13 protein-coding genes are annotated in these 22,785 nt (G+C 61.9%); 4 read left to right on the plus strand and 9 right to left on the minus strand.

Going from position 1 to position 22,785, the window contains the following annotated elements; translation table 11 throughout:
• Positions 1-98 precede the first annotated feature (98 nt).
• The 3 genes from LXE91_RS19345 to tssF all read left to right on the plus strand — a co-directional run bounded on the left by LXE91_RS19345 (position 99) and on the right by tssF (position 3,095).
• Positions 99-641, plus strand: a complete 543-nt coding sequence (locus LXE91_RS19345; protein ID WP_039351129.1) for a cysteine hydrolase family protein — start codon at positions 99-101, stop codon at positions 639-641.
• A gap of 94 nt (positions 642-735) precedes the next feature.
• Positions 736-1,113, plus strand: a complete 378-nt coding sequence (locus LXE91_RS19350; protein WP_135370713.1) for a hypothetical protein — start codon at positions 736-738, stop codon at positions 1,111-1,113.
• 185 nt (positions 1,114-1,298) lie between these two features.
• Positions 1,299-3,095, plus strand: a complete 1,797-nt coding sequence (tssF, locus tag LXE91_RS19355; protein WP_039351135.1) for a type VI secretion system baseplate subunit TssF — start codon at positions 1,299-1,301, stop codon at positions 3,093-3,095.
• Between the two features lie 2 nt (positions 3,096-3,097).
• On the opposite strand, the gene LXE91_RS19360 is transcribed toward tssF, so the two are convergent.
• The 9 genes from LXE91_RS19360 to LXE91_RS19400 form a co-directional block, all read right to left on the minus strand.
• Positions 3,098-3,346 carry a PAAR domain-containing protein gene (locus LXE91_RS19360; protein ID WP_039351271.1) on the minus strand — a complete coding sequence of 83 codons (249 nt, stop codon included), beginning with the start codon at positions 3,344-3,346 and terminating at the stop codon, positions 3,098-3,100.
• 858 nt (positions 3,347-4,204) lie between these two features.
• On the minus strand, positions 4,205-5,128 hold the full coding sequence (locus LXE91_RS19365) for a hypothetical protein (protein WP_135370712.1): 924 nt from the start codon (positions 5,126-5,128) through the stop codon (positions 4,205-4,207).
• Positions 5,125-8,082, minus strand: coding sequence for a calcium-binding protein (locus LXE91_RS19370; RefSeq protein WP_039351139.1), 2,958 nt, complete (start codon positions 8,080-8,082; stop codon positions 5,125-5,127). Before LXE91_RS19370 ends, LXE91_RS19365 begins: the two co-directional genes overlap by 4 nt.
• A 61-nt stretch (positions 8,083-8,143) precedes the next feature.
• A complete protein-coding gene (locus LXE91_RS19375; RefSeq protein WP_039351141.1) occupies positions 8,144-10,648 on the minus strand; it encodes a type VI secretion system Vgr family protein in 2,505 nt (834 codons plus the stop codon).
• A gap of 605 nt (positions 10,649-11,253) precedes the next feature.
• Entirely contained in the window at positions 11,254-12,360 is a 1,107-nt protein-coding gene (locus tag LXE91_RS19380; protein ID WP_039351144.1) for a porin, read from the minus strand.
• Positions 12,361-12,423: 63 nt separating this feature from the next.
• Positions 12,424-12,843, minus strand: a complete 420-nt coding sequence (locus LXE91_RS19385) for a DoxX family protein (protein ID WP_039351153.1) — start codon at positions 12,841-12,843, stop codon at positions 12,424-12,426.
• A gap of 185 nt (positions 12,844-13,028) precedes the next feature.
• Entirely contained in the window at positions 13,029-14,306 is a 1,278-nt protein-coding gene (locus tag LXE91_RS19390) for a cytochrome c (RefSeq protein WP_039351157.1), read from the minus strand.
• 2 nt (positions 14,307-14,308) lie between these two features.
• Complete coding sequence (locus LXE91_RS19395; protein ID WP_039351161.1) at positions 14,309-15,928, minus strand: GMC family oxidoreductase; 1,620 nt, start codon at positions 15,926-15,928, stop codon at positions 14,309-14,311.
• Positions 15,928-16,434, minus strand: coding sequence for a sugar dehydrogenase complex small subunit (locus tag LXE91_RS19400; protein ID WP_039351163.1), 507 nt, complete (start codon positions 16,432-16,434; stop codon positions 15,928-15,930). The genes LXE91_RS19395 and LXE91_RS19400 overlap by 1 nt, the downstream gene beginning before the upstream one ends.
• A 303-nt stretch (positions 16,435-16,737) precedes the next feature.
• On the opposite strand from LXE91_RS19400, the gene LXE91_RS19405 reads away from it, so the two are divergent.
• Positions 16,738-22,785, plus strand: a complete 6,048-nt coding sequence (locus tag LXE91_RS19405) for an alpha-2-macroglobulin family protein (RefSeq protein WP_039351167.1) — start codon at positions 16,738-16,740, stop codon at positions 22,783-22,785.

Genomic DNA, 22,785 nt, shown 5'->3' on the forward strand with positions numbered 1-22,785 from the left:
TGCGCGCAAGGTCGTAGCGCCATCCCTCACAGGCCCCGCCGGTTCCGGACGGGGTCTTGTCGTTTCTCCGTCCGTACCGGTCACTCAGGAGAAACGCAATGTCCGAAGTCTCTTCCCCGAAACGCGCACTGCTCGTCGTCGACATGCAGGTCGGCCTGTTTCACGGCCCCGAGCGTCCGTACGACGGCGAACGCGTGCTCGCGAACATCAACCGGTTGATCGGTCGCGCGCATGAAGCCCGTGCGCCGGTGTTCGCCGTGCGTCACACCGGGCCGGCCGGTTCACCGATCGCACCCGGAACGCCGCTGACCGCGCTGGTGCCGGCACTCGCGATCGATACGGCGCGCGACACCGTGTTCGACAAGACGCGGCCGAGCTGCTTCGCGGGTACGCGGCTCGCCGAATGGTTGCGCGAAGCCAGCATCGGCGAGATCGTCATCGCGGGAATGAAGACCCAGTACTGCGTCGACACGGCCTGCCGTGCGGCCGCCGATCACGGCTTTCGCGCGGTGCTCGTGACCGACGCGCACACCTGCATGGACACGCCGGAACTGCCGGCCGAGAGGATCGTCGCGCATCACAACGCGACGCTTGGCGGCCCGTTCGCGACGCTGACGACGACCGACGCGTGCGTGTTCTGACGCACGACGCGCCGATCGGATTGGGGCGCGCGAGAGAGCGCGTTGCGATAACGTCAGCACTGAGCATGCACATCATCGCGTGCCCCGACGGAGCGTGCGACGCATCGCTGCCGCCGAGATGCTCGACGTCTCTCAGCAATACGCCTCATTGGCTCCACCGGTTCCAGACGGGGTCTTTCCGCGTCTCCGTCCATACCGATCACTCTCGAGAACGCGATGGCCGATCCGCTATCTTCAACACGCACTGCCCATCAGCGACACGCATGCCGGGATGCTTTACGGCCTCGAACGTCCATACGAAGAGAAACGCGTGCTCGCCAACATCACCCTGCCGATCCCGTCCCGCGTCGGCGGCTACCGCCTCGACTTTATCTCGACGAGCCGCATCTTGAATTTCACAGTGCGAAACATATTCACGCCGAGATTGAAGGAACGACGGCTGACGCCAAAATCCGTCAATATCGGTTACTGAATATCAATCGCATGCGAATGTAAGCGGCTTTTTCCCGCCGTCGTGCAGTTACCGTAATCGCATCGGACTCATATTTTGGCGTCGGACTATCGGGCTGCGAGAACTCGGAGAATGAAGATTCGACTACGATGACCGTTGGATAATACGACGCACGTCGTGACCTGCAGGGCCTCACGACGTTGAATATGCACGACAAGCTGCGCGGCTACTATGAACAGGAACTGGCGAAGCTGGAAAATCAGTTCGCAACCTTCTCCAACGAATATCCACGAATTGCCGCCCGCCTGAGCTTTACAGGCGGACAGACGGACGACCCGCACATCCAGCGGATGATGCAGGCATTCGCGTTGATTGCAGCCGAAATCCGGGCCAACCTGGACGACGGCGCACCGAAGTTCACCGAAGCGCTGCTTCATGTCTTGCACCAGCACTACTTGCGACCGTTCCCCGCATGTTCGATCGCTCGCTTCGATCCGATCAAGGAATTACCGGGCAAGCCGGTCGTCTTGCCGCGTGGCATGGAGCTCACGTCGCGCGGCGGGGAAGTTCGCTTTCGAACCGCTTATGACGTAACGCTTGCGCCGATCCGCATCGCAAACGCTCAATTCTCCCGCAGCACCGTCGCACCGGCACAAGTCGCATTGCCGCCGAACACAACCAGCTTCATTTCTATCACGATTGAGCCGACGGTCGCCGCCTCGCCGCTCGGCGCCGTTTCGCCCGACACGCTGCGCGTCCATTTCGCTGGAGAACGCCAGACCGTCGTCGCGCTGCTGGATACGGTCCTGCTGCGCGTCCGGGGCGCATTTGTCGAAGCGGACGACAGTGGACGGTGGTTGCCAATTGCAGGGATACCGGTCACTCCGGTCGGGTTCGGCCCGAACGATATGCTGCTGCCGCCGTCGCAAAATTCGCCGCTGGTTCAATCGCTGCTGGAATACGTCGGATTTCCGGACAAGTTCGATTTTGTCGACATTCATTTACGCCGATGTCTTAAACCCGACCAAATGAATCGCGCGCGGCGATTAACTCTGCATCTGGCGATCGAAGGTATGCACGCCGATTCGCGGGTCGCGCAAGCGCTCACCCCGCTATCGGCGGACAACATGGGATTGTTCTGTACACCAATCGTGAACCTTTTTAAGCATATGGGAGTGAAGTCGTCGCGCGGCGAAATCGTCGCAGATTATCCCGTAGTGCCGAAACCGAGCCGACCAGACATACGCGGCATCTATTCGGTTGATGCGGTTCGCGATCTGTCAGACGGGATCGCTATTCCGCCGCTGAATGCATGGGGCATCGGGGCCTGCGAACGGTTCTGGATCACGCGCCACGATCCCTACGCGGCAATCCATCAACCCGGACGTGAAACGTCGCTCGTACTGCTACGAGCGGACGGGACAGCGGTGGCGAAAACACCGCTGCAATTGAGTGCAGACCTCACCTGCACGAATCGCGACTGGCCATCGCGGATGCGGATCGGCTCCCTCAAGGGCGATCTGAAAAACGAAAACGATCAAGTGCCTTGCAGGATTACGCTGCTGAAACAGCCGACGCCGACCTATAGCGCGTCCCGTGAGTCGGAAGCGCAGTGGCGCGTGCTCGCACTGACGACAGCCAACCTGACGCAGTTGACACGCGGGGGGTGGCCGGACTTCGTGAAACTTATGCGCCAACTTGCACCGAGCGACCGACGCGCCGAACACGTCGGGGCGATTTCGTTCGTCAAGCGAAACGTCGTCGAGAGACTACTGGCGATCAAGCCGCATTCGGCCCTAGTGAGAGGCTTCGAAATTGTGATGGCGGCAGATGAGAGGGCGTTCATTGAAAACAGCATGGGTACGCTGATCCTTCTGCTCGACCTATACCTGTCGCGGTACGCGCCAGCCAACAGCTTCACCCAGCTCGTCGTCCTGTCGAAGAACGACGGCTCCGTGATCGTTCGTTGCCCGATGCGGCCGGGCCTCGCGCCGCTGTTGTAGCGTTACACAAGACTCGAGATCAGGTGACAACCGCATGTCGCGCGATGGCCGTGTCGCGCTATCGGAATGCCGTTGTCCTTCATCGATTCATCGCCTTCCTCGATGATGTTCGGCGACACGTTGGGATGCTGCGGACACGACACGCGGTCGCCTTTGCGCGCGACGTAGCGGCCATCGAATTTCATGGTCGATGAGCCCGTTTCGACTTTGCCGCCGTGGTCCGTAGAATCGCCTACTCGAACAAAATTAATAGACACATCTTCACCCTATTCTTGAAATGCACCAAATTTCGACGCGATGCCCCCGATCGAAATTACCACTACGCTAAGTAATTTTACGACCACTCATCATCTCCAGTTAATGAAGATTTCCACTTTTACTTACATGGAGATTTCAATTCATTAACGGAATGTGCTTCCCCAAGCAACACGGCTTCGAAGCCCACGTCATTGTTCAAAAGGTGAGTTTACATATACCCTTTCTTGTCCTCGGGACACGAAGGGTGGCTTAACTTCGTAGAGTTCATGCACCAGCTTCACCGAACGACCGGTGCACCGGCCCCATCAAAGCGATTTCATTCGTCAACGGGAACACCGTCGAGCGATCAAGCCACATTCCGTCCTTGTGAGAGGTTTCGAAATTACGGCAGCGCGGACGAGAGCACACCCATTGAAACAGTATGGGCAGACTGCTCCCACTTCTCGACTGACACCTCTCACGCTGCCCGTCAGCCGACGGCTTTACGCAACTCGTCGCCTTACTAAAGAAAGACGGTTCCCATGATCGCACACTATCCGACGGAGCCAAGCCTCGCGCCGCTGGTGTAGCGTTACACGACGCTTGATATTGAGTGCCAGCCGCATGCCCCCAATGATCGTATCTCGCAATCGAAATGCTATTGTCCATCATCGATTCGCCTCCTTCCCTAGCGAGGTTATGTGACACGTCGGAACCCTGCCGACACGACATGCGATCACTCTTGCGAGCGACGTAGCGGCTACGCGATTTCAGGGCCGACGATCCGGAGCCCATCTTGCCGCCATGGTCGGTAGCATTTTAAGTTCAAACATCATCGGTCATTTAAATTTTAAATACGACATCCCATCAAATCAAATTCCATCCCTAACTGCGAAGAATGGGAATTTTCTCCCTTGCGGCTTGGCCACCCACAACCCAGAAAATACATTTCCCCGCCTAATCGCCGAAAACTCCCCGGTCATTTTTTTTAATGCACCATCAAGATATTCATTCATGAAAATACTCTCCCCATCCTGACGACCAGACAAATATAATTTATTCGATTTGTTTTGATATCGATACTCCCCACGAATCAATGAGTTTTCATTATCGATAGATAACTCCACCGGATATTTCCCAATACCTCCGCGCAGTTCTCCAGAAAAACGTATCTGACTCGTCGGGCAAGCCTCGAAGCAAACAAGACTCTCCGGGGTTACGTCAAGTTGAGCAGAGTAGACATATGCGCGACGTCCAATTATTTTTCCATTGATGTCATGAACAAATGATTCAATCGATCGAAAACCATCTTGTATTGTGATTTTTTGAGGAGATGCCGCTCCCGACTTAAAATTATCCCGCCACTGTGAGGCCAAGTCCCACGAGAACTCTGACAATCTCTGCGGAGTCGTCAGCGCAAGCTCGTCGGCCGACCATACATTGTACCCTCTCTGCGCAGAGGCCTGCATCGCAATCGAAAAATAAATCACTCGATTAAATAGGATTTGACCATCCAACTTCTCAATTCCGACAATCACGAATGACTTGTCATTTGAATCGCTTTCTTTTACGAGATAATATTGATTGCCTCGGAGCATAACATACACATCCTGCATGGACGGGCTGTTAATTTTCTCCCCATCCCGGCCCGCCTTTCCGTCGGGTCGGCGCATCAAATCCCATTGCTTATTGATGTAAAATTCACATTCAACGGATTTTGAACACTCTTCTGAAAACGAAAGTGCTGGAGCAAAGAGTAGCGACAAAATTAAAAAAATACTCGTATACAAGTTCATGATCTAGAATCCTTAAGCAACTCCTCGAACTGCTTAGCGTATTCGGCGAAGATTTTCGCCTTATCGACTCCATTAATTATTCTTCTAGCCGACAAATAGTCGACCTTCGATTTACTTATAAAATCAGACAACGAAAACCCAGTAAACACCCCGTCCCTCATCCCAATTACCATGATCTTTAGCGCCACATCCCATTCACACGCCAAATCTGGCTCACTGACCAAAGGCAACTTTAGAATGTCGGCGAATGTTTCGTATTTCTTCTTCCATGTAATCTGCACGAGCCCGCGGCCCCGATATTTATAGCCATCACCAACCTCAGCATTACCCATACTCCGCGCGTATTCGACTCGCCTACCTGTTGGGCCAACTCCATAGTCAATTTCAGCCTTTTCATAGCTAATTCCTTCTGTTCTAGGCCCAAAAAATACCGACCTATTCCAATCGTAACACTCGATTCTAGCTGTGGCCAGCATATACGCGATTTTTTGTATATCACACCCACCACCAGCCTCGATAAAATATTTTTTTATCCCTTCGAATAATTTTCTTAGATTGGCTTCCGACTCAGAGTTCAGCGGCCCAAGTTTTGTTTTGGGAGAGTTACTATTTTCATACCACCCGAAAACTTCAGAATGACGTGCCTTGTATCCCTCGATAAATTTGTCGATATTAATGCAATCCCCGCATTTGAAATTCCCGATTAAACCAATCGGATGAAAGTGCCAAGGCGAAAGATCCGTGGGGAAACCGTCAACTCCCTTGATTTCCTCCCACCACTGAAGCTTCGCGAGTCGGTCAAGTTCCGTCTTCCACATCTCCTTCTGCGTTTTCATGAGCGGGGAGAGATCTTCCCACTTTCCGAGGCCACCGCCCCACTCGGTTTCATTGCGCACTATAAGGTGCGAGACCGCTTCGGCCATCCAGCGCGTATCCAGTGCGTGCTTCAGTTCCTGCGCCGACACCTTCCCGTCGTGATTCGTATCGATCGCCTTTTCGATCTTCGTGATGAGTTCGCCAGCGTTGACCTTCGCCGCTTCCCCCATAAACTCCGTGCCGTCCTCGTCCGCCAAATATTGCTCAGTCGTATGGATGTGGCGCTTGTACATGTCGGCAGGGCCGACACTACCGTTGTCGACCAATTCGAAACCCGGCCATTCCCAAGGGCTCCGAAACTGTACGCGTGGGTGGTCCGTGTCGCACACCCAGCCTTTCAGTTCGGAGCCATCCTTCGAACCAATCGTGATGTTCCACCAATGATGGCCCTTGTCGTCGATTGCAACGTTACCCTCGCCAAGCTTGTCGAGTTCGGCACGACGAAGCACGTCCCGGAAGTCCGCTCCCGGCCCGCTTGCCTTGGAAACGTCCAGCGGAAAGTTCTGCCAGCCCGCAACATTCGCCGTGCTGATCGTATTCGCGAGGCTGCTTTCCACCCACATCGGATTCCCGACGTTTACTAAATTCTGCGTTGCCTTCTGCTTGCCCTTCGCGGGCACATTTGTCACGCTCTTGGGCTGCACCTTGACCCAGCGCGAACCCTTTGCATCGCCCAGCGGTACAAGCTTCAATCCCGCCTGCGTCAGTTTCTGATCGGGCGCGGGAATTTCGGTGACCAGCCTGGCCCCCGGCTCTATTTCCAGAAGCGGCTTGTTTTTATCGTTCAGTTCTTTGGCACGCGCGCGGCTTCGGTCCATGAAATCTTTGAAATCTGCGCCCGCGAATACTTCGAGATGCAACATCGGGTAGTTCGGCTTCGGCGGTATCGGACTCGCCTTCATGGGCCATTGATACTGGCCTACATGCGCAACGACTTCGCCTGCCTTGACGCGCTGCGGCTCCTTCAGGATCACGACCGTATCAAGCGGCTTCGGATCGACAACGGCATCCAGTTCTCCTTTGAACACGTAGCCCCAAGGCGCGTGAGGGGATACCGGCTTACCCACTTCGGCAGGCAAAATCGTGCCCGATTTGATGGTCTTGATCTTGAGCCAATCTGTGTGTGCGGGATCGCCTTCACCGGCAATCACTTCGGCCCCGGTCGGCAGTATCCCGAGAATCTTGCTCTTACCGTTCGGCAATTCCCGAATGCGCAACCCCGTCTGCGGAGCCGGCGGGGCGACATCTTGATCGCTATCGGTCGGCATCGGTTCGTTCGAGTTGGTGTTGTTGACGGGCAGATTGTCTGCCCCATCGGTACGCGTGGCGGGAGGCTGCACAGGCGCCTTCGGCACCGATTGTGGGTCCTTCGCCTTGTCGCCAACTCGATAATAGCGATCGCCTTCCCAGTACGACATCGGCGTGGGAAGCGCCGGATCGGGCTTCGGGTTCGCCTTGGCCTGCTCAATCGCCTTCTGATAGGTCGCCCAATCCATCGTGTGCATGTACAGGCTGAAAAACACGAGGGGTTTGTCGTTCGCCGGTTTGCTGCTCGGCGCAGGATTATCGGCCGGGGCGGGTGTTGGTGTGGCGGTAGTCGATGCGGGCGCGGGAGCCGATGCGGGGGCCGCCGGTTTCGCGGGTTCTTTCGGTGCCGGTTTCGGCGGTACGGGAGGCAATTTTAGTTCATGCCGAACCAGTACAAAACCGGTCGAGTAGTGCGCAAGACCAAGGTTGTTCGGATACGTCGTTTCCTCGTATTTCGTGTTCAGCCTGTACGCAACAATCTTGCCGTCCGCGATGGCACGCACGCCGCTGTCCTGCTTCAACATCTCCGCGCTGCCATCGGCGAAGTGCACGCCCCCATGCCACATTCCGCTGACGCCCATCGGATAAAAGCCGTTCTCACACTTCGCCAGCGCTTTGAAATACGTCATTGGGTCTGTTGCGTCGGCCTTACCTACCGGTGTGAACGGATACGCCCAGCTCAGCGTGGTATCGGCTGGTTCCGTTGGTTTCGGAGCCGGGTGCGGCGTGGTCGCTGGATGGTGCTTCTTTTTAGGGGTTGTCTTGCTCATGATTCCCGACTCGGATTCGGTTTCAGTATTTTTTGTGATTAGACTGTACCGGTCGCGCGGTTCAACCGGAGAACACGGTGAAACGCCCGCCCTCGGTCGATACCGGCGACGAATGCAGCGGATTTTGCAGTGCACCGCTTGCGGCACCGGCTTTCTCCCAATCCGCGCACTTTTCCACAATCTGCCCCGACGTTGCGTTCTCGATCATGTTCGCCGTCAGTTTGATATACGAACCGTTCGCGCCGATCCAGATTTCGTCGGCAGACAGATACATCTTCTTGCCCGCCGTGATCTTCACATCTTGCGAAGCGGCCAAACTCATCGAATCATTCTGCGCCTGCAGGTCTATCGGGCCGCTTGCCGCGTAGATCTTGACTCCGAGCTTTTCCGCAAACAGGCTGATTTGCTCCAACACACTGGCGAGCAACGCCCGTCCGGCCGCGAGGTTGATGTCCTCCCCGGCGACCACGTTGGTTTGCTTGTTCGCCGTGATATGCGCCGATCCTTGCGTTGAGGCGGCGATGCCTTCCGGACTCGACAGCAGCATGATCGGTTTCGCAAAACCGTTCGCACTGCCCGTACCGCCACCTGCCGTGCGACCGCCTTTGGACGTACCGGCCACGGGGTGCTGCGTTGCGTCCGTGAAAGTTTTCAGTGCATCGTGGCCGTCTTGCTGACTCTGCGCCCGATTCGACTGGCTCGCCTTCGACGTCGCTGCCAGCATTGCTTCAGCGCGGGTAAGCTGTTCGGACGCCGCCGTCGCACTCAGCGGTTGTGTAGTTGCAGGTTGCGTCGAAACGTAGAGCCCTTGTTCGGCCCGCACCGCACCGTAGCCCAATGACTTGAGATCAAAGCCCTGCCCGATGAACGCGCCGCGCGTGTTGCCCGAATGCTGGATCAGATAGCCCAGGTGCAGATGGGAGCTATAACTCGTCGAGTACAAATGCACGCGGTTCTGCCCACTGGCGTCGTCCATCATCAGTTGGTTATAACCTTCACCGCCGTACTCGCGCGACAGCAAGCCCGAAGTCAGCCCGTGCGTGTGCCATTCGGGCATGCTTTCGCCGCCGTGCATTCTGGACAGGATCACGGGACGATCGCAATCGCCGTTGATGAAGCCGATCAAGACTTCGTCGTTCTTGCGCAGTGGAAACATGCCGCCGCGCTTGTTGCCCGCATCGGGCATCGCCGCGCGTATCCATGCCGACACGTTCTGGTCGCCATCATTGAGCCGATTGGACGTCAACCGCACCTTCGCGCGCAGCATCGCATCCGTGTAAATCTCTTCGTCTTCCGGACCGCCGACGATACCGGTCTGAAGCTGCATGATCGGTTTCTTGTGCTCGAACGGACTACGAAACGCGACGCGGCGCCGTTGCGCTTCGATTTCGACGTGAAAGAATCCAACGCCGCCGTCGTCATGGCGCACGGACGAACCCGCACCGCTCGCGCGCGCTTGCTCGACTTCAGCGCGCAGGCTCCTGCGAAAACGCATCAGGTTCTCGAGTCCCGGCACGTTATTCTGGATGAGCCAGTTCACCGAGAGAATCGCCATTTCGCGATCCTGATCCGGTTGTGCGTCATGCACGGGGTGCCCGGTCAGCACCCCATAGCGGCCAGGCCATGCGCAACGCAATGCGCCCACGCCGTAGAAGCGTTGCGCGCGTGAGCGCCATTCCTCGGTGACAACGTTTGCCTGAGCCTCGCCCATGTCGCGATCGGACCACGTATGCGACCCGGTGTATTCGTACTGCTCACCCAGCCCCGGTACATCGTCAAGATCGAACGCAGGCATCGTGACGTGCTTCGAAAGATCCGGACGCTTGTAGTCGAACGTACCTGTGTCGAGTTCGGCCGACTGGATTTCCTGCGAATCGATCCACTCGCTAAGACCATCGAATTCTTCGTTCTGCACTGAGCGGCTAAACAAAATGGTCTTTTGCTTCAACTCGGGAACCGAGAAAAGATCGTCCATGATGACGACCTTGTGCGACTTGCCGTCCTGCGCGATATCGAAACGCGGAAAAAGGCCGAGTTCTTCAAATGTACGGTGGACGTAGTTCCAGTCGGATTCCCATTGCATCCGCTGCGAATACGAGCGCAATGCCTGACGCAGTTGCCACGTAAAGTTACCGGCCGCCTGCGGATACTTCCCAAGCACATCGGACATGGTTTGTTGCGCAGGAGTCTCGATCCAGTCGCGCCGGTCGCTGCCGAGCCGCAGCAGCGCGAGGAACGAATTGAATCGGAGCTGGTAATAGGTGTTGGCTCCGTCTCCGCCCAAGCGACTGAACGCAGTCACATAACCGTGAATCGGCATTTCGCTGCCGTCCGTCTGCCGAATCCACAGCGTCACGGATTGCCGGATCAGTGCCTTCGCCTGAATCGTTTCGAGTCGCGTCGACGTTGCGTCGATCGTGAATTCGAAGTCTCGCCCGAGGCAAGCACGCCCACGGACATAGAGCGGGACCAGCCAGTCTTCGCCAAGCGGCGTATCGAGGCGGACAATGCGTCCGTGTTGCACGTATTGCGTGCGCAGCGCCTTGTTCAGGAGATCGGAAACCATCAAACTACCCCGTACCGTGTAGTAACAAAAACGGCCGCCGAGCATCGCCGGGCGGCAGATTGGTATCTCTTCGCAATAGGAAACGGCCCAGAATTTTTTCTGGCCCCTACAGAGGCCTTCGGCATAGACACGATTCAAACCACATCTGGCCGAACCGGAATTCATCATATCAAAACGAACTCGGATGTGGCTTACGTCATGCTTTCGCGCAAGTCAATGCCGTCAGGCGGTACCGGCACGCAGCCCGTAGGCCACGGCATTCGCTAACAACAGCGCCCACCGTAGCTCGGGCCAGCCAGATAGCGATAAATCGAATAACCGCCGTTTACCTCGAAGCCTCCAGTCCATAAACGTCAGAAACCGTGAATCCATCGAGCGCGAACTCCCCGCAACGCAATGCTCGCGCAAGCCATGCGCCCTCTGCGGGCCAATGGATAGTCGAGCAACGTGCGGTTGGGTACGTGAGAACTGCCGCGGCCGATACGATGCCTCTGATTCCTCCGCCCGACATCGGCATGCTTGCCAGAACGCTTCGCAAGCGCTGTAAACGCAAAAGGCACGGGTTCAATCACCCGTGCCTTTTGCGTATCTGGCGTTGCCTACCTTCAGAACGTATGCATCATCCCGACATACGCCCCCGTCTGCGACTCGCCCGTGATCGGGCTCGTGCCCGACGTCGCATCGCGCGGCGTCGCGAGCAGCGAGAAGTTGGAGTTGCCGCCGTTGCGTACATACGCGACCGTCCCGTACAGGAAGGTGCGCTTCGACAGGTTGTACGTGGTGCCGAGCACGTACATCATCGCGTGGCCCGACGGATCGTGCGATGCATCGCCGCCGCCGTCGCCCACCTTCACGTAGTAACCGCCACCGGTCACGGCCCATTGCGGCGTCGCGGTATAAGTCGCGCCAAGCCAGTAGTGATCGGCACGATCGGCCACGCCGGCCGGGCTGTCCGGCGCCTGGTAGTGCGTATACGCACCCTGGATCTTGAACTTCGACACCTTCACGTTCGCGCCGACGAAGTACTCGCGAGACGCGGTGAAGATGTTGCTGAACTTGCCGTTGTTGTCGCGCAGTTCGTCGTAGATGCCGCGCACGTCGAGCAACGGCGAGTGGTACGAGATCATGATCCCGTCCGAGCGGCCGAAATCGTCGGCCGCGCCGTAGTTGAAGCCGCGCGATTGATTGCCGAACGCGTATTGCGCCTGCACGTCGAAGCCGCCGATCACCGGGCTGTGATATTCGATGTTGTTGCTGGTCTGCTGCCAGTTGCGGCCGCGCACGAGCGAGGCCGACGAAAACGCCTGCTGCACGAACGGGTCGAATTCCCACACGCCGTCGCTGTCGATGAACAGGTTGCGGCCGGCCTGCAGCTGGCCCCACGTGTTGCTCTTCAGCCCGACGTACGCGCGCCGCGACCACATGCGGCCGCCACCCGTCTGGCCGTTCATCACCTGGAACGCGGTTTCCAGGTTGAAGACCGTCGACAGCCCGCCGCCGAGATCCTCGATGCCCTTCAGCCCGAACATGCTGGTGCCCCAGTCGCCGCTTTCGGCGCTCCAGCGGGTCCCGCTGCCGCCATTCGGCTTCGCGATGTGGTTCAGGTATTCGATGCCGCCGTCGACGCGGCCGTACAGCGTCACGCTCGTCTGCGCAAAAGCGGCCGCCGGTGTGGCGGCCGCGATCAGCCATGCGAAATGTTTGAGTCGCAAAATGATGCCCCCTCGGAGTCTCGACCTTCCAGCGCGCGCCCCATGCGCGCGCCCCGGGTCCGTTTATCCGCGATCGATCGAAAAACGCCCGGGGCCCGCCGCGCAAAGCGCGAGCAGGCCGCCGGCGATCGCGATGTTCTTGTAGAAATGAATCATGTTGTTGATCTGCTCGCCGCCCGTCATCGTCCAGTAGTGGTGGCCGATGATGCCGGTGCCGATCGTATAGAGCGCCAGCAGCAGCGCGAGCGCCCGCGTCTGGAAGCCGACCAGGATCGCGACCCCGACGAACAGCTCCATCACGACGGAGATCGCGGCGGAGATGATCGGCGCGGGCGCGCCTTCGGAACCCATGAACGCGATGGTCCCGGGGAAGTCGACGATCTTCTTCCAGCCGAACATGATGAACAGGATCACGAGCAGGATCCGGGCAAGCAGCAGCAGCACATCGCGCTGGGACGCGAGAAACGGTTGATTCGGTGTCATGGTGTCGATCAACGAAAACGATGCGCGTAGCCCGAACAGCGCCGGCGCACCGGATTGCGAATGAACCAGGACGGGCGGCCGCCTGCGCCGCCCGCCCCGCTCTGCAACAACCGGCATCGGGCAGCGACCCGATGTGCTGTACTCCTCCTCTTGTCAGTTATCGCCCTGCTTCGTCACGCGCCGCATCAGCGCAGCTTCGCGACGTCCTGCTCGGTCACCTTCGCGGCCGGATTGCCGAACTGCCCGGTCAGGTAGTTCGTCAGCGCGGCGATCTGCGCATCCGACAGCTCGTGGCGGAACGCCGGCATCCCGACGTCCTCGCTGCCGGCCTTGCGCTGCACGCCGTTCAGGATCACCTGCACGAGGTTGGTCGGATTCGGTGCGCCGACCGTCGTGTTGTGGAACAGCGGCGGGTAATAGCCGTCAGGCGTGCCCTTGCCCTGCATCTGGTGACACGTTGCGCAGTTGCCGAGATAGAGCCGTGCCGGGTCGATGCCCGACGACGCGAGCGCGACGCCGCGCAGCGTCAGGCCATCTTCGGCCGGCTTGCCCCACGACGCGCGCGACTGCTTCGCATCGCCGCTGGCAACGGCCGGCACCGTGCGAATGTACGTCGAGATCGCGCCGATGTCGGCTTCGGTCATCTTCGAGAAGCTGTGCTCGATCGCCTCGGCCATCGGGCCGGCCGCCTGCGCGAGACCCGGCACGCTGCCGGTGCGCAGGTACTGGACGAGCTGCTGCTGCGTCCAGCCGCCGATCCCCGCGTTGGCGTCGGACGTGATGTTGTAGCCGTCCCAGCCCGCGAGCACCGAGCCCGACAGGAAGCTGCCGCCCGTCTCGTCAAGCGACTTCTCCTGCATCGCGATGCCGCGCGGCGTGTGGCACGTGCTGCAGTGCGCCAGGCCCTGGACCAGGTACGCGCCGCGGTTCCACTCGGCGCTCTGCGCCGGCTTCGGCTCGTACGCGCCGTCCTTCAGGAACAGCCAGTTCCAGATCTTCAGCGGCCAGCGCATGCTCAGCAGCGCGGGGATCTCGTTCTTCGGCGGCGCCTGCTTGACCGGCTCGACACCGTGCATGAAGTACGCGTACAGGGCCTTCACGTCGTCGTCGTTGATCTTCGCGTACGACACGTACGGCATGGCCGGATACAGGTTGTCGCCGTTCTTCGACACCCCGTGGCGCACCGCGCGCTCGAAGTCCTCGGCCGACCAGTTGCCGATGCCCGTGTCGGGATCGGGCGTGATGTTGCTCGTGTAGACCTTGCCGAGCATCGGGATCGGCATGCCGAGGCCGCCCGCGAACGGCTTGCCGCCCTTCGCGGTGTGGCACGCCATGCAGTCGCCCGCGACCGCGAGATATTCGCCGCGCTTGACGAGCGCCGGATCGGCCGCATCGGCCGCGCGTACGAGACCCGGCAGCGCGAGGCAGCCGGCGAGGAGGAAGGTGAGAGTAGATTTCCGCACGGTCAGACTTCCTTCTTCAGCGTGTCCGACATCCGCAGCGCAAGCGCCGCGATCGTCAGCGTCACGTTCACCGTACCGACGGTCGGCATCGTCGAGCTGCTCGAGATGAACAGGTTCGGATGGTCGAACGTGCGGCAGTCCTTGTCGACGACCGAGTCGCGTGCATCCGCGCCCATGATCGTCGCGCCCGTGATGTGGTTGTTCGGCGCGAACTCGTCGTTGAAGACGACTTCGGTGCCGCCCAGCACCTTCGCGGCCGTCGCGTAGACCTCGCGCGTGTGCACGGCGCCGCGCTTCACGTAGTCGTCGATCGCATACGTGATCTCGGGGCGCGGGATGCCGATCGCGTCGGTGGCCGTCTTGCTCGGCACGATGCGGTTCTCGGGTTGCGGCAGGATTTCGTGGAAGCAGTCGAACTGCACGTAGCGCGCGGAACGGTCGCGGATCTGCGCGTCGAGCTCCTCGGGCTTCATCAGCTTGCCGCCCTTGAAGATCTTCTGCGTTTCCTGGTTGATGCGCGACATGTTCGACAGGTGGATCTTCTTCGCGGCTTCGGTCGCGCGGAACGGGCCGTCGCGGAAACCGATCAGCGACGTCATCTCCTGCGGGCCGCGGCCCGGCCACAGCTTCTCGTTCGCGTAGAACGACACGCCGGTGCCCGGGTGATCCATCAGGTTGCGGCCGACCATGTCCGAGCTGTTCGCGACGCCATTCGGGAAATCGCGGTTCGCGGACATCAGCAGGATCTTCGGCGTCTCGATGCCGTTCGCCGCAATCACGAAGTACTTGCCTTCGACGCGATGGTCGGCGCCCGTCTTGTCCTTGTAGACCGCCGCGGTGATGCGCTTGTCCGGCCCGGTCTCGAGCTTGTAGACGACCGCGCTGTCGATCAGCTTCGCGCCGGCCAGCTCGGCCTTCTCGACGTGAACGATACCGTTGTACATCGCGCCGATCGGGCAGATCGGCATGCAGTTGTTGTTCCCGCAACAGGTCGGCCGGCCGTCGTACGGGCGGCTGTTGCGCGCGACCGGCTCGGTCACCACGTGGAACTTCGGGTCGTAGCCGTTGAGCGCGCTCTTGATCGTCTGCTCGTTGAACGACAACGGCAGCGGCGGCATCGGGTACGGCTCCTTGCGCGGCGAGTACAGGTCTTCCTCGGGGCCCGGGCCCCACACGCCGAGTTCCTCTTCGGCGCGCTGGTAGTAATGCTCGAGGTCGTCGTACTGGATCGGCCAGTCGCGGCCGACGCCGTACACGGTCTTCATCTTGAAGTCGTTCGGGATGAAGCGCCACGCCGATGCGGCCCAGTGCCACGTCGTGCCGCCCACCGCGCGGATGTACTGCGAGTTGAACTTGTGCTCGCCCTTCAGGACCAGGTAGTCGTTCGGCGGGCCGTATTCCGGATGCGGCGCCCATGCGCTCGACGGATACGGCGCCATGAAATCGGTCTTGTCGACCTGGTTGCGGAAGCGCTCGACGATTTCCCAGCGCGGCATGCGCGGGCCGGCTTCCAGCAGGATCACGGACTTGCCCGCCATCGCGAGCTGGTGTGCAACGATCGCGCCTGCGACACCCGATCCGACGACGACGACGTCGGCCTTTTGCGTATCGGTATCGGCCATCAGGCTTGCCTCTCGATCGGTTTTTCGGCCCAGAAGCCGGGTTTGTTGGGGCAATACGACGGGATCACGAGCGTATCGGATACGACGCTGAACATTAATGCTTCTTCGTAGGTAATCACGACGTTATCGACGATACCGAGATACCACGCTTCAAGAATCTTCAGCGCGAGCGCTTCCTGATCGGGATTCAGCGAACCGGACGCGAGTGCGCCGGCGAGTTGCGGCAGGCTGTCGGCCGTCTTGAACGAACCCTTCTGCAATGCCTGCAGGAAGCGCTGGCCGAGCACGCGGCTCAGCCCCTTCTTGCCTGTCACTGCTTCGGAGAGCGTCATGAACGTATCGAGCGGCGCGGTGCCGGGATCGTCGGCCAGGGCCCGCAACGCCAGCGAGCCGGTGAGGCCCGCCGCCGTCAGCGCCAGTGCGCCCTGCAGCCATTGACGTCGTGTGATGCCTGTTACGGCTGCGTCGCCTGTGCGACGCGAGTGGGGAGTGTTGTCGTTGTGCATGTTTCCTTCTCTCGAACACCGGATTCGGGAAAACCACGCTTGATATTTCTCAAACATTGGCGCGGACCTGAAATGTACGCGCACAAATCGGATCGAACAATCTTTTTATAGTCCATTAAATGTTCCGCAATCCGAGACAATCGACATTTCGCTGCATTTTTGTGTCGTTGACGCGACAAATCTGCGGCACGCACCCCAGTGTCGCACGCCGACGACACACCGTGCAGCGCGATGCGCGCGCAGGTCGGTCGGTTAGAATCGCGTGCAATCAAACAGAAAGCTTCCCTCCAAGGGCAACGAGCGATGAAGCAACGCGACAAACAGAACAAAGCAAAGCGAACCGACCACACCACCCGGCTGCTCTGGCGCATCGGCGCCGTCGCGGCGCTCGGCGGCGCCACGGCGCTGTCGCTGCATGCGGGCGCGGCGCGCACGGTGAGCGTGTCGCCGCAAGGCACCGTCACCGAGGTCCGGCAAACCGTCGTCAAGTTCGACGAACCGATGGTCGCGTTCGGGTCGGCCTCCGCGCCGAATCCCGCACGCGTCACCTGCAACGATTCCACGGCGGCGCGCGGCCAGGGACACTGGCTCGACGACAAGACCTGGGCTTACGATTTCGAAAACGACCTGCCGCCCGGCGTGCGCTGCTCGGTCGCGCTCAACGACACGCTGCGCTCGGTCGCCGGCAATGCGGCCAGCGGCCCGCGCCGCTTCACGTTCCAGACGGGCGGCCCGTTCCCGGTGAACGTCCGCCCCGGCTCGCGCGAGATCGAGGAACGGCAGATGTTCGTGCTGAAGCTGAACGGCCCGGCCGAACCGCGCTCGGCGCTCGCGAACATCTGGTGCGAAGCAGCCGGCATCGGCAACCGCATTCCCGTCACGGCCGCCGACGACGATGCGCGCAATGCACTTCTCGACCATTTCGGTCTGAAGAAGGATGCCGCGCGGGTGCTGACGCTGTCGTGCGCACAGGCGCTGCCGGCAAGCGCGAAGATGCAGCTCGTGTACGGCAAGGGCGTCACGAGCCCGAGCGGGATCCCGAACGAAACGGAACGCCGCTTCGATTTCACCGTGCGCGCCCCGTTCGCCGCGAGCTTCTCGTGCGAACGCGAAAACGCGAAGGCGCCCTGCACGCCGCTGCGCCCGCTCACGCTGTCGTTCAACGCGCCGATCTCGCGCAAGAATGCCGAGGCGATCAAGCTGCGCGGCCCGGACGGAACGCTCTCGCCGACCTTCGCGGCCGACGACAAGAGCGAGGAAGTCACCACCGTCACGTTCAACCCGCCGCTGCCCGAGCAGGCCGGCCTCACGATCGAGTTGCCGTCGGGCCTGCGCGACGTGACCGACCGCTCGCTGTCGAACGCCGACCTGTTCCCGCTCGCGACGCGCACCGCGCCGATGCCGCCGCTCGCGAAGTTCTCGTCGGGCACCTTCGGGATCGTCGAGCGCTTCGCCGAACCCGATTCGCCCGCGCTCGTGCCCGTCACGCTGCGCAACGTCGAGGCCGACCTGCATATCGACGGCCTCAACACTCAAGGTGCGCAATTCTCGAACCTGAAGGTCGACGACGACACCGCGATTCGCCAGTGGATGCGCACGGTCGACCGCTTCGACAACTGGTCGATGACGGCCGGCTCGATCGACAGCCAGATTCCCGGCCTGCTCGAACGCAAGGGCCAGCATCCCGTGTACGTGCCGCGTGAAGCCGGCGAGAAGGCGCCCGCGCCGAAGGATCGCCGCATCGACGTGCGCTCGCTGACGCTGCTCAAGGGCCAGCCCGGCGTGCAGGCGCTGACGCTGCCGAAGGCGGACCCGAAGGCGCTGCGCCCGTTCGAAGTCGTCGGCGTGCCGATCGAGAAGCCTGGCTTCTACGTGCTCGAGCTCGCGTCGCCGGCGCTCGGCCGCTCGCTGCTCGCGAAGCCGTCGAGCATGTACGTGCGCACCACGGTGCTCGTCACCAACCTCGGCGTGCACCTGAAACAGGGCCGCGAAAACAACCTCGTGTGGGTCACGACGCTCGACAAGGGCAAGCCCGTGCCGAACGCGCAGATCCGCGTATCGGACTGCAACGGCGACGAGATCGCGTCCGGCAAGACCGATGCGCAGGGCCTGCTGAAGATCGACGGCGCGTTCGAATCGAAGCGCGCCTGCAGCTCGTCCGATTCGGAGCAACGCTTCGACGACTACTTCGTGTCGGCCCGCGTGAACGATCCGAAGACGGGCCCCGACATGGCGTTCGTCAGCTCGGGCTGGAACCGCGGAATCGAATCGTGGCGCTTCAACGTGCCGACCGACACGGACAGCGCACGCACCGTGCGCGCGCATACGGTCTTCGACCGCACGCTGCTGCGCGCCGGCGAAACCGTGTCGATGAAGCACTTCATTCGTGCCGAAACGCTGCAGAGCCTTGCGTTCCCGGCGCAATACCCGACGCGCGTGACGATCCGCCATCTCGGCACGGGCCAGACCTACAAGCTGCCGCTCACGTGGGCAGCCGACCACAGCGCGGACACGCAGTTCACGCTGCCGGCCGCCGCGAAGCTCGGCGAATACAGCGTCGAGCTCGAAGGCGGCCCGGAAGACGCCCCGACCGCCACCTATTACAGCGGCAGCTTCCGCGTCGAGGCGTTCCGCCTGCCGGTGCTGAAGGGGTCGATCGGCGCGCGCGACGCGCAGAAGAGCCCGCTCGTCGCCGTGAAGGAAGCGCCGCTCGCGGTGCAGATCGACTACGTATCGGGCGGCGGCGCATCGAACCTGCCGGTGCAGGTGTCGGCGCTGATGAAGTGGGCGTCGCCGCCGTTCGCGGATCGCTTCGAGGACTTCAGCTTCACGCCGTATCGCGCCGACAAGAGCGACGGCAACGCCGACGACGATTCGCAGGACGGCGACAACGCATCGGCGTCAAACAACGATCCCGACGCAACGAAGCTGATCGCCGACAAGCTGCCGCTGACGCTCGACCGCAACGGCGCGGGCTCGGTCACGCTCAAGGGCCTGCCCGACGTCGACGCACCGAAGCGCATCGCGCTCGAAGCGACGTTCGCCGACCCGAACGGCGAAGTGCAGACGATTCGCGGCGACACGATCCTGTGGCCGGCCGCGGTGGTGGCCGGCATCAAGGCGGGCCGCTGGGTATCGGTCGGCCAGCGCGTGCCCGTGCAGGCACTGGCGGTCGACCTGCAAGGCAAGCCGCGCGCGTCGGTGCCGATCGAGATCAAGGGTGTCGCGCACATCACGACGTCGTCGCGCAAGCGGATGGTCGGCGGCTTCTATGCGTACGACAACAAGAGCGACACGCGCGACCTCGGCGTGCTGTGCTCGGGCAAGACCGACGACAAGGGCCGCATGGCCTGCGACGCGACGCTCGAACAGGCCGGCAACGTGCAGCTGATCGCGGTCGCCAAAGACGGCGACGGCCGCACGTCGAACGCATCGACGTCGGTGTGGGTCACGCGCGAGGACGAGCTCTGGTTCGGCGGCGACAACACCGACCGGATCGACGTGATCCCCGAGAAAACCGCGTACGAGCCGGGCGAAACCGCCCGCTTCCAGGTGCGCATGCCGTTCCGCTACGCAACCGCGCTGGTCGCGGTCGAACGCGGCGGCGTGATGGAAACGCACATCGTCGAGCTCAACGGCAAGAACCCGACGGTCGACCTGAAGGTCGACGAATCGTGGGGGCCGAACGTCTACGTGTCGGTGCTCGCGCTGCGTGGCCGGATTCGCGAGGTACCGTGGTACTCGTTCTTCACGTGGGGCTGGAAGGCACCGGTCGAATGGGCGCGCGCGTTCTGGCGCGAAGGCCGTCACTATGAAGCGCCGACCGCGTTCGTCGACCTGTCGAAGCCCGCGTTCCGCTATGGTCTCGGCGAAATCAAGGTCGGCACGGGCGTGCATCGTCTCGGCGTGACCGTGACGACGGATGCGACGCGCTACACGGTGCGCAGCAAGGCGCAGGCGCACGTGAAGGTCACGCTGCCCAACGGCCAGCCCGCACCGGCCGGCACGCAAATCGCGGTCGCGGCCGTCGACGAGGCGCTGCTCGAACTGATGCCGAACAACAGTTGGGACCTGCTCGACGCTATGCTGCGGCGACGCGCGTACGGCGTCGAGACATCCACGGCACAGATGGAAATCGTCGGCCGCCGCCACTTCGGCCGCAAGGCCGTGCCGGCGGGCGGCGGTGGCGGCAGCGCGCCGACGCGCGAGCTGTTCGACACGTTGCTGCTGTGGAATCCGCGCGTGACGCTGGATGCGAACGGCAGCGCGACCGTCGAGGTGCCGCTGAACGACGCGCTCACGCGCTTCCGGATCGTCGCGATCGCTGCGGTCGGCCCCGACCGCTTCGGCACCGGCAGCACGTCGATCCGCAGCACGCAGGACCTGCAGCTGATCTCCGGCCTGCCGCCGCTCGTGCGCGAAGGCGACGCGTTCCGTGCGCAGGTCACGCTGCGCAACACGACCGACCGTGCGATGCAGGTCGTCGTGACGCCGCGCGTGACGGGCCTCGACGTCGCGCCGCAAACCGTCTCGCTCGCGGCCAACACGGCCACCGAGGTCGCGTGGACGATCACCGTGCCCGAGCAGGCGCTCGACGCGGCCGGTGCGCTGAACTGGCGCATCGAGGCGGCCGAGCAAGGCGGCAAGCGCGCGGCCGACGCGCTGGCGGTCGCGCAGAAGGTCGTGCCCGCGCTGCCGGTCACGGTCCAGCAGGCGACGCTCGCACAAGTCGACGGCACGCTGACGGTGCCGGTCGCCTCCCCGGCCGGCGCCGCGAACAACGCGCAAGGCCTGCCGCGCGGCGGCATCGCCGTGTCGCTGCAGTCGAAGCTCGCCGACGGGCTGCCCGGCGTGAAACGCTGGTTCGAACGCTATCCGTACCGCTGCCTCGAACAGCAGACGTCGCGCGCGATCGGCCTGCGCGACCCCGCGCAATGGCAGGCGCTGATCGCACGCATGCCCGTCTATCTCGACAGCGACGGGCTCGCAAACTACTTCCCGCCGTCGTCCGACGATTCGCATGCCGGCAGCGCGACGCTTTCGTCGTACCTGCTCGTGGTGTCCGACGAGGCGAGCCGTCTCGACCCGCGCTTCGCACTGCCGGAAGACCTGCGTACGCAGCTCGAGGCCGGGCTCGTGCGCTTCGTCGACGGCCGCCTCGAGCGCAACGCGTGGGCGCCGCGCCAGGATCGCGACCTGCGCAAGCTGGCCGCGATCGAGGCGCTGTCGCGCTACGGCGCCGCGCAGGGCCGCATGCTCGGCTCGATCGAGATCGCGCCGAACCAGTGGCCGACTTCCGCGGTGATCGACTATCACGCGATCCTGACGCGCGTGAAGGACATCCCGCAACGCGACGAAAAACGCGCGCAGGTCGAACAGATCCTCCGGGCACGCCTCACGTATCAAGGCACGCAGCTCGTCTTCTCGACCGCACGCGACGACGACCTGTGGTGGCTGATGACCAGCAACGAGACCAACGCGGCACGTCTCGCGCTGGAATTCGCGGGCGACCCGGCGTGGAAGGACGAAATGCCGCGCGTGACGGCCGGCCTGCTGGCGCTGCAACGCCAGGGCGCGTGGCAGACCACGACGTCGAACGCGCTCGGCCTGCTCGCGATCGAGCGCTTCTCGCGCACCTACGAGAGCACGCCGGTCACCGGTGCGACGAAGGTCGCGCTCGGCGGCGACGCGCGTACGATCTCGTGGTCGCAAGGAGCGGCACCCGCGGCCGCCGACACGCCTGCGTCGGCAACCCCGGCCACCCGCGCCGCCGCGGCCCGCAGCGTGATGCTGCCGTGGCCGCGCGCGTCGCAGGCGCCGGCCACGCTGTCGGTCACGCAGGACGGCACGGGCCGCCCGTGGGCCACGATCGAAAGCCTCGCGGCTGTGCCGCTGCGTTCGCCGTTCGCGGCCGGCTACCGGATCACGAAGACCGTCACGCCCGTATCACCCGCGGTCAAGGGCGTGCTGACGCGCGGCGACGTCGTGCGCGTGCATCTCGACATCGATGCGCAGAGCGACATGACGTGGGTCGTCGTCAACGATCCGGTTCCGGCCGGTTCGACGATCCTCGGTTCGGGCCTCGGCCGCGACTCCGAAGCGGCGACGCAGGGCGAGAAGTCGCCGGACGGCGCGTGGCCGGCGTTCATCGAGCGCGATTTCGACGGCTACCGCGCGTACTACGACTATCTGCCGAAGGGCAAATTCTCGGTCGAGTACACGGTGCGGCTGAACAACGTCGGTACCTTCGGGCTGCCGCCGACGCGTGTCGAGGCGCTGTACGCGCCGTCCGTGTACGGCCTGTGGCCGAACCCGCCGATGACCGTGAAACCGGCCGAAGCGGGCAAGTAA

Source organism: Burkholderia contaminans (assembly GCF_029633825.1).
GTDB lineage: Bacteria > Pseudomonadota > Gammaproteobacteria > Burkholderiales > Burkholderiaceae > Burkholderia > Burkholderia contaminans.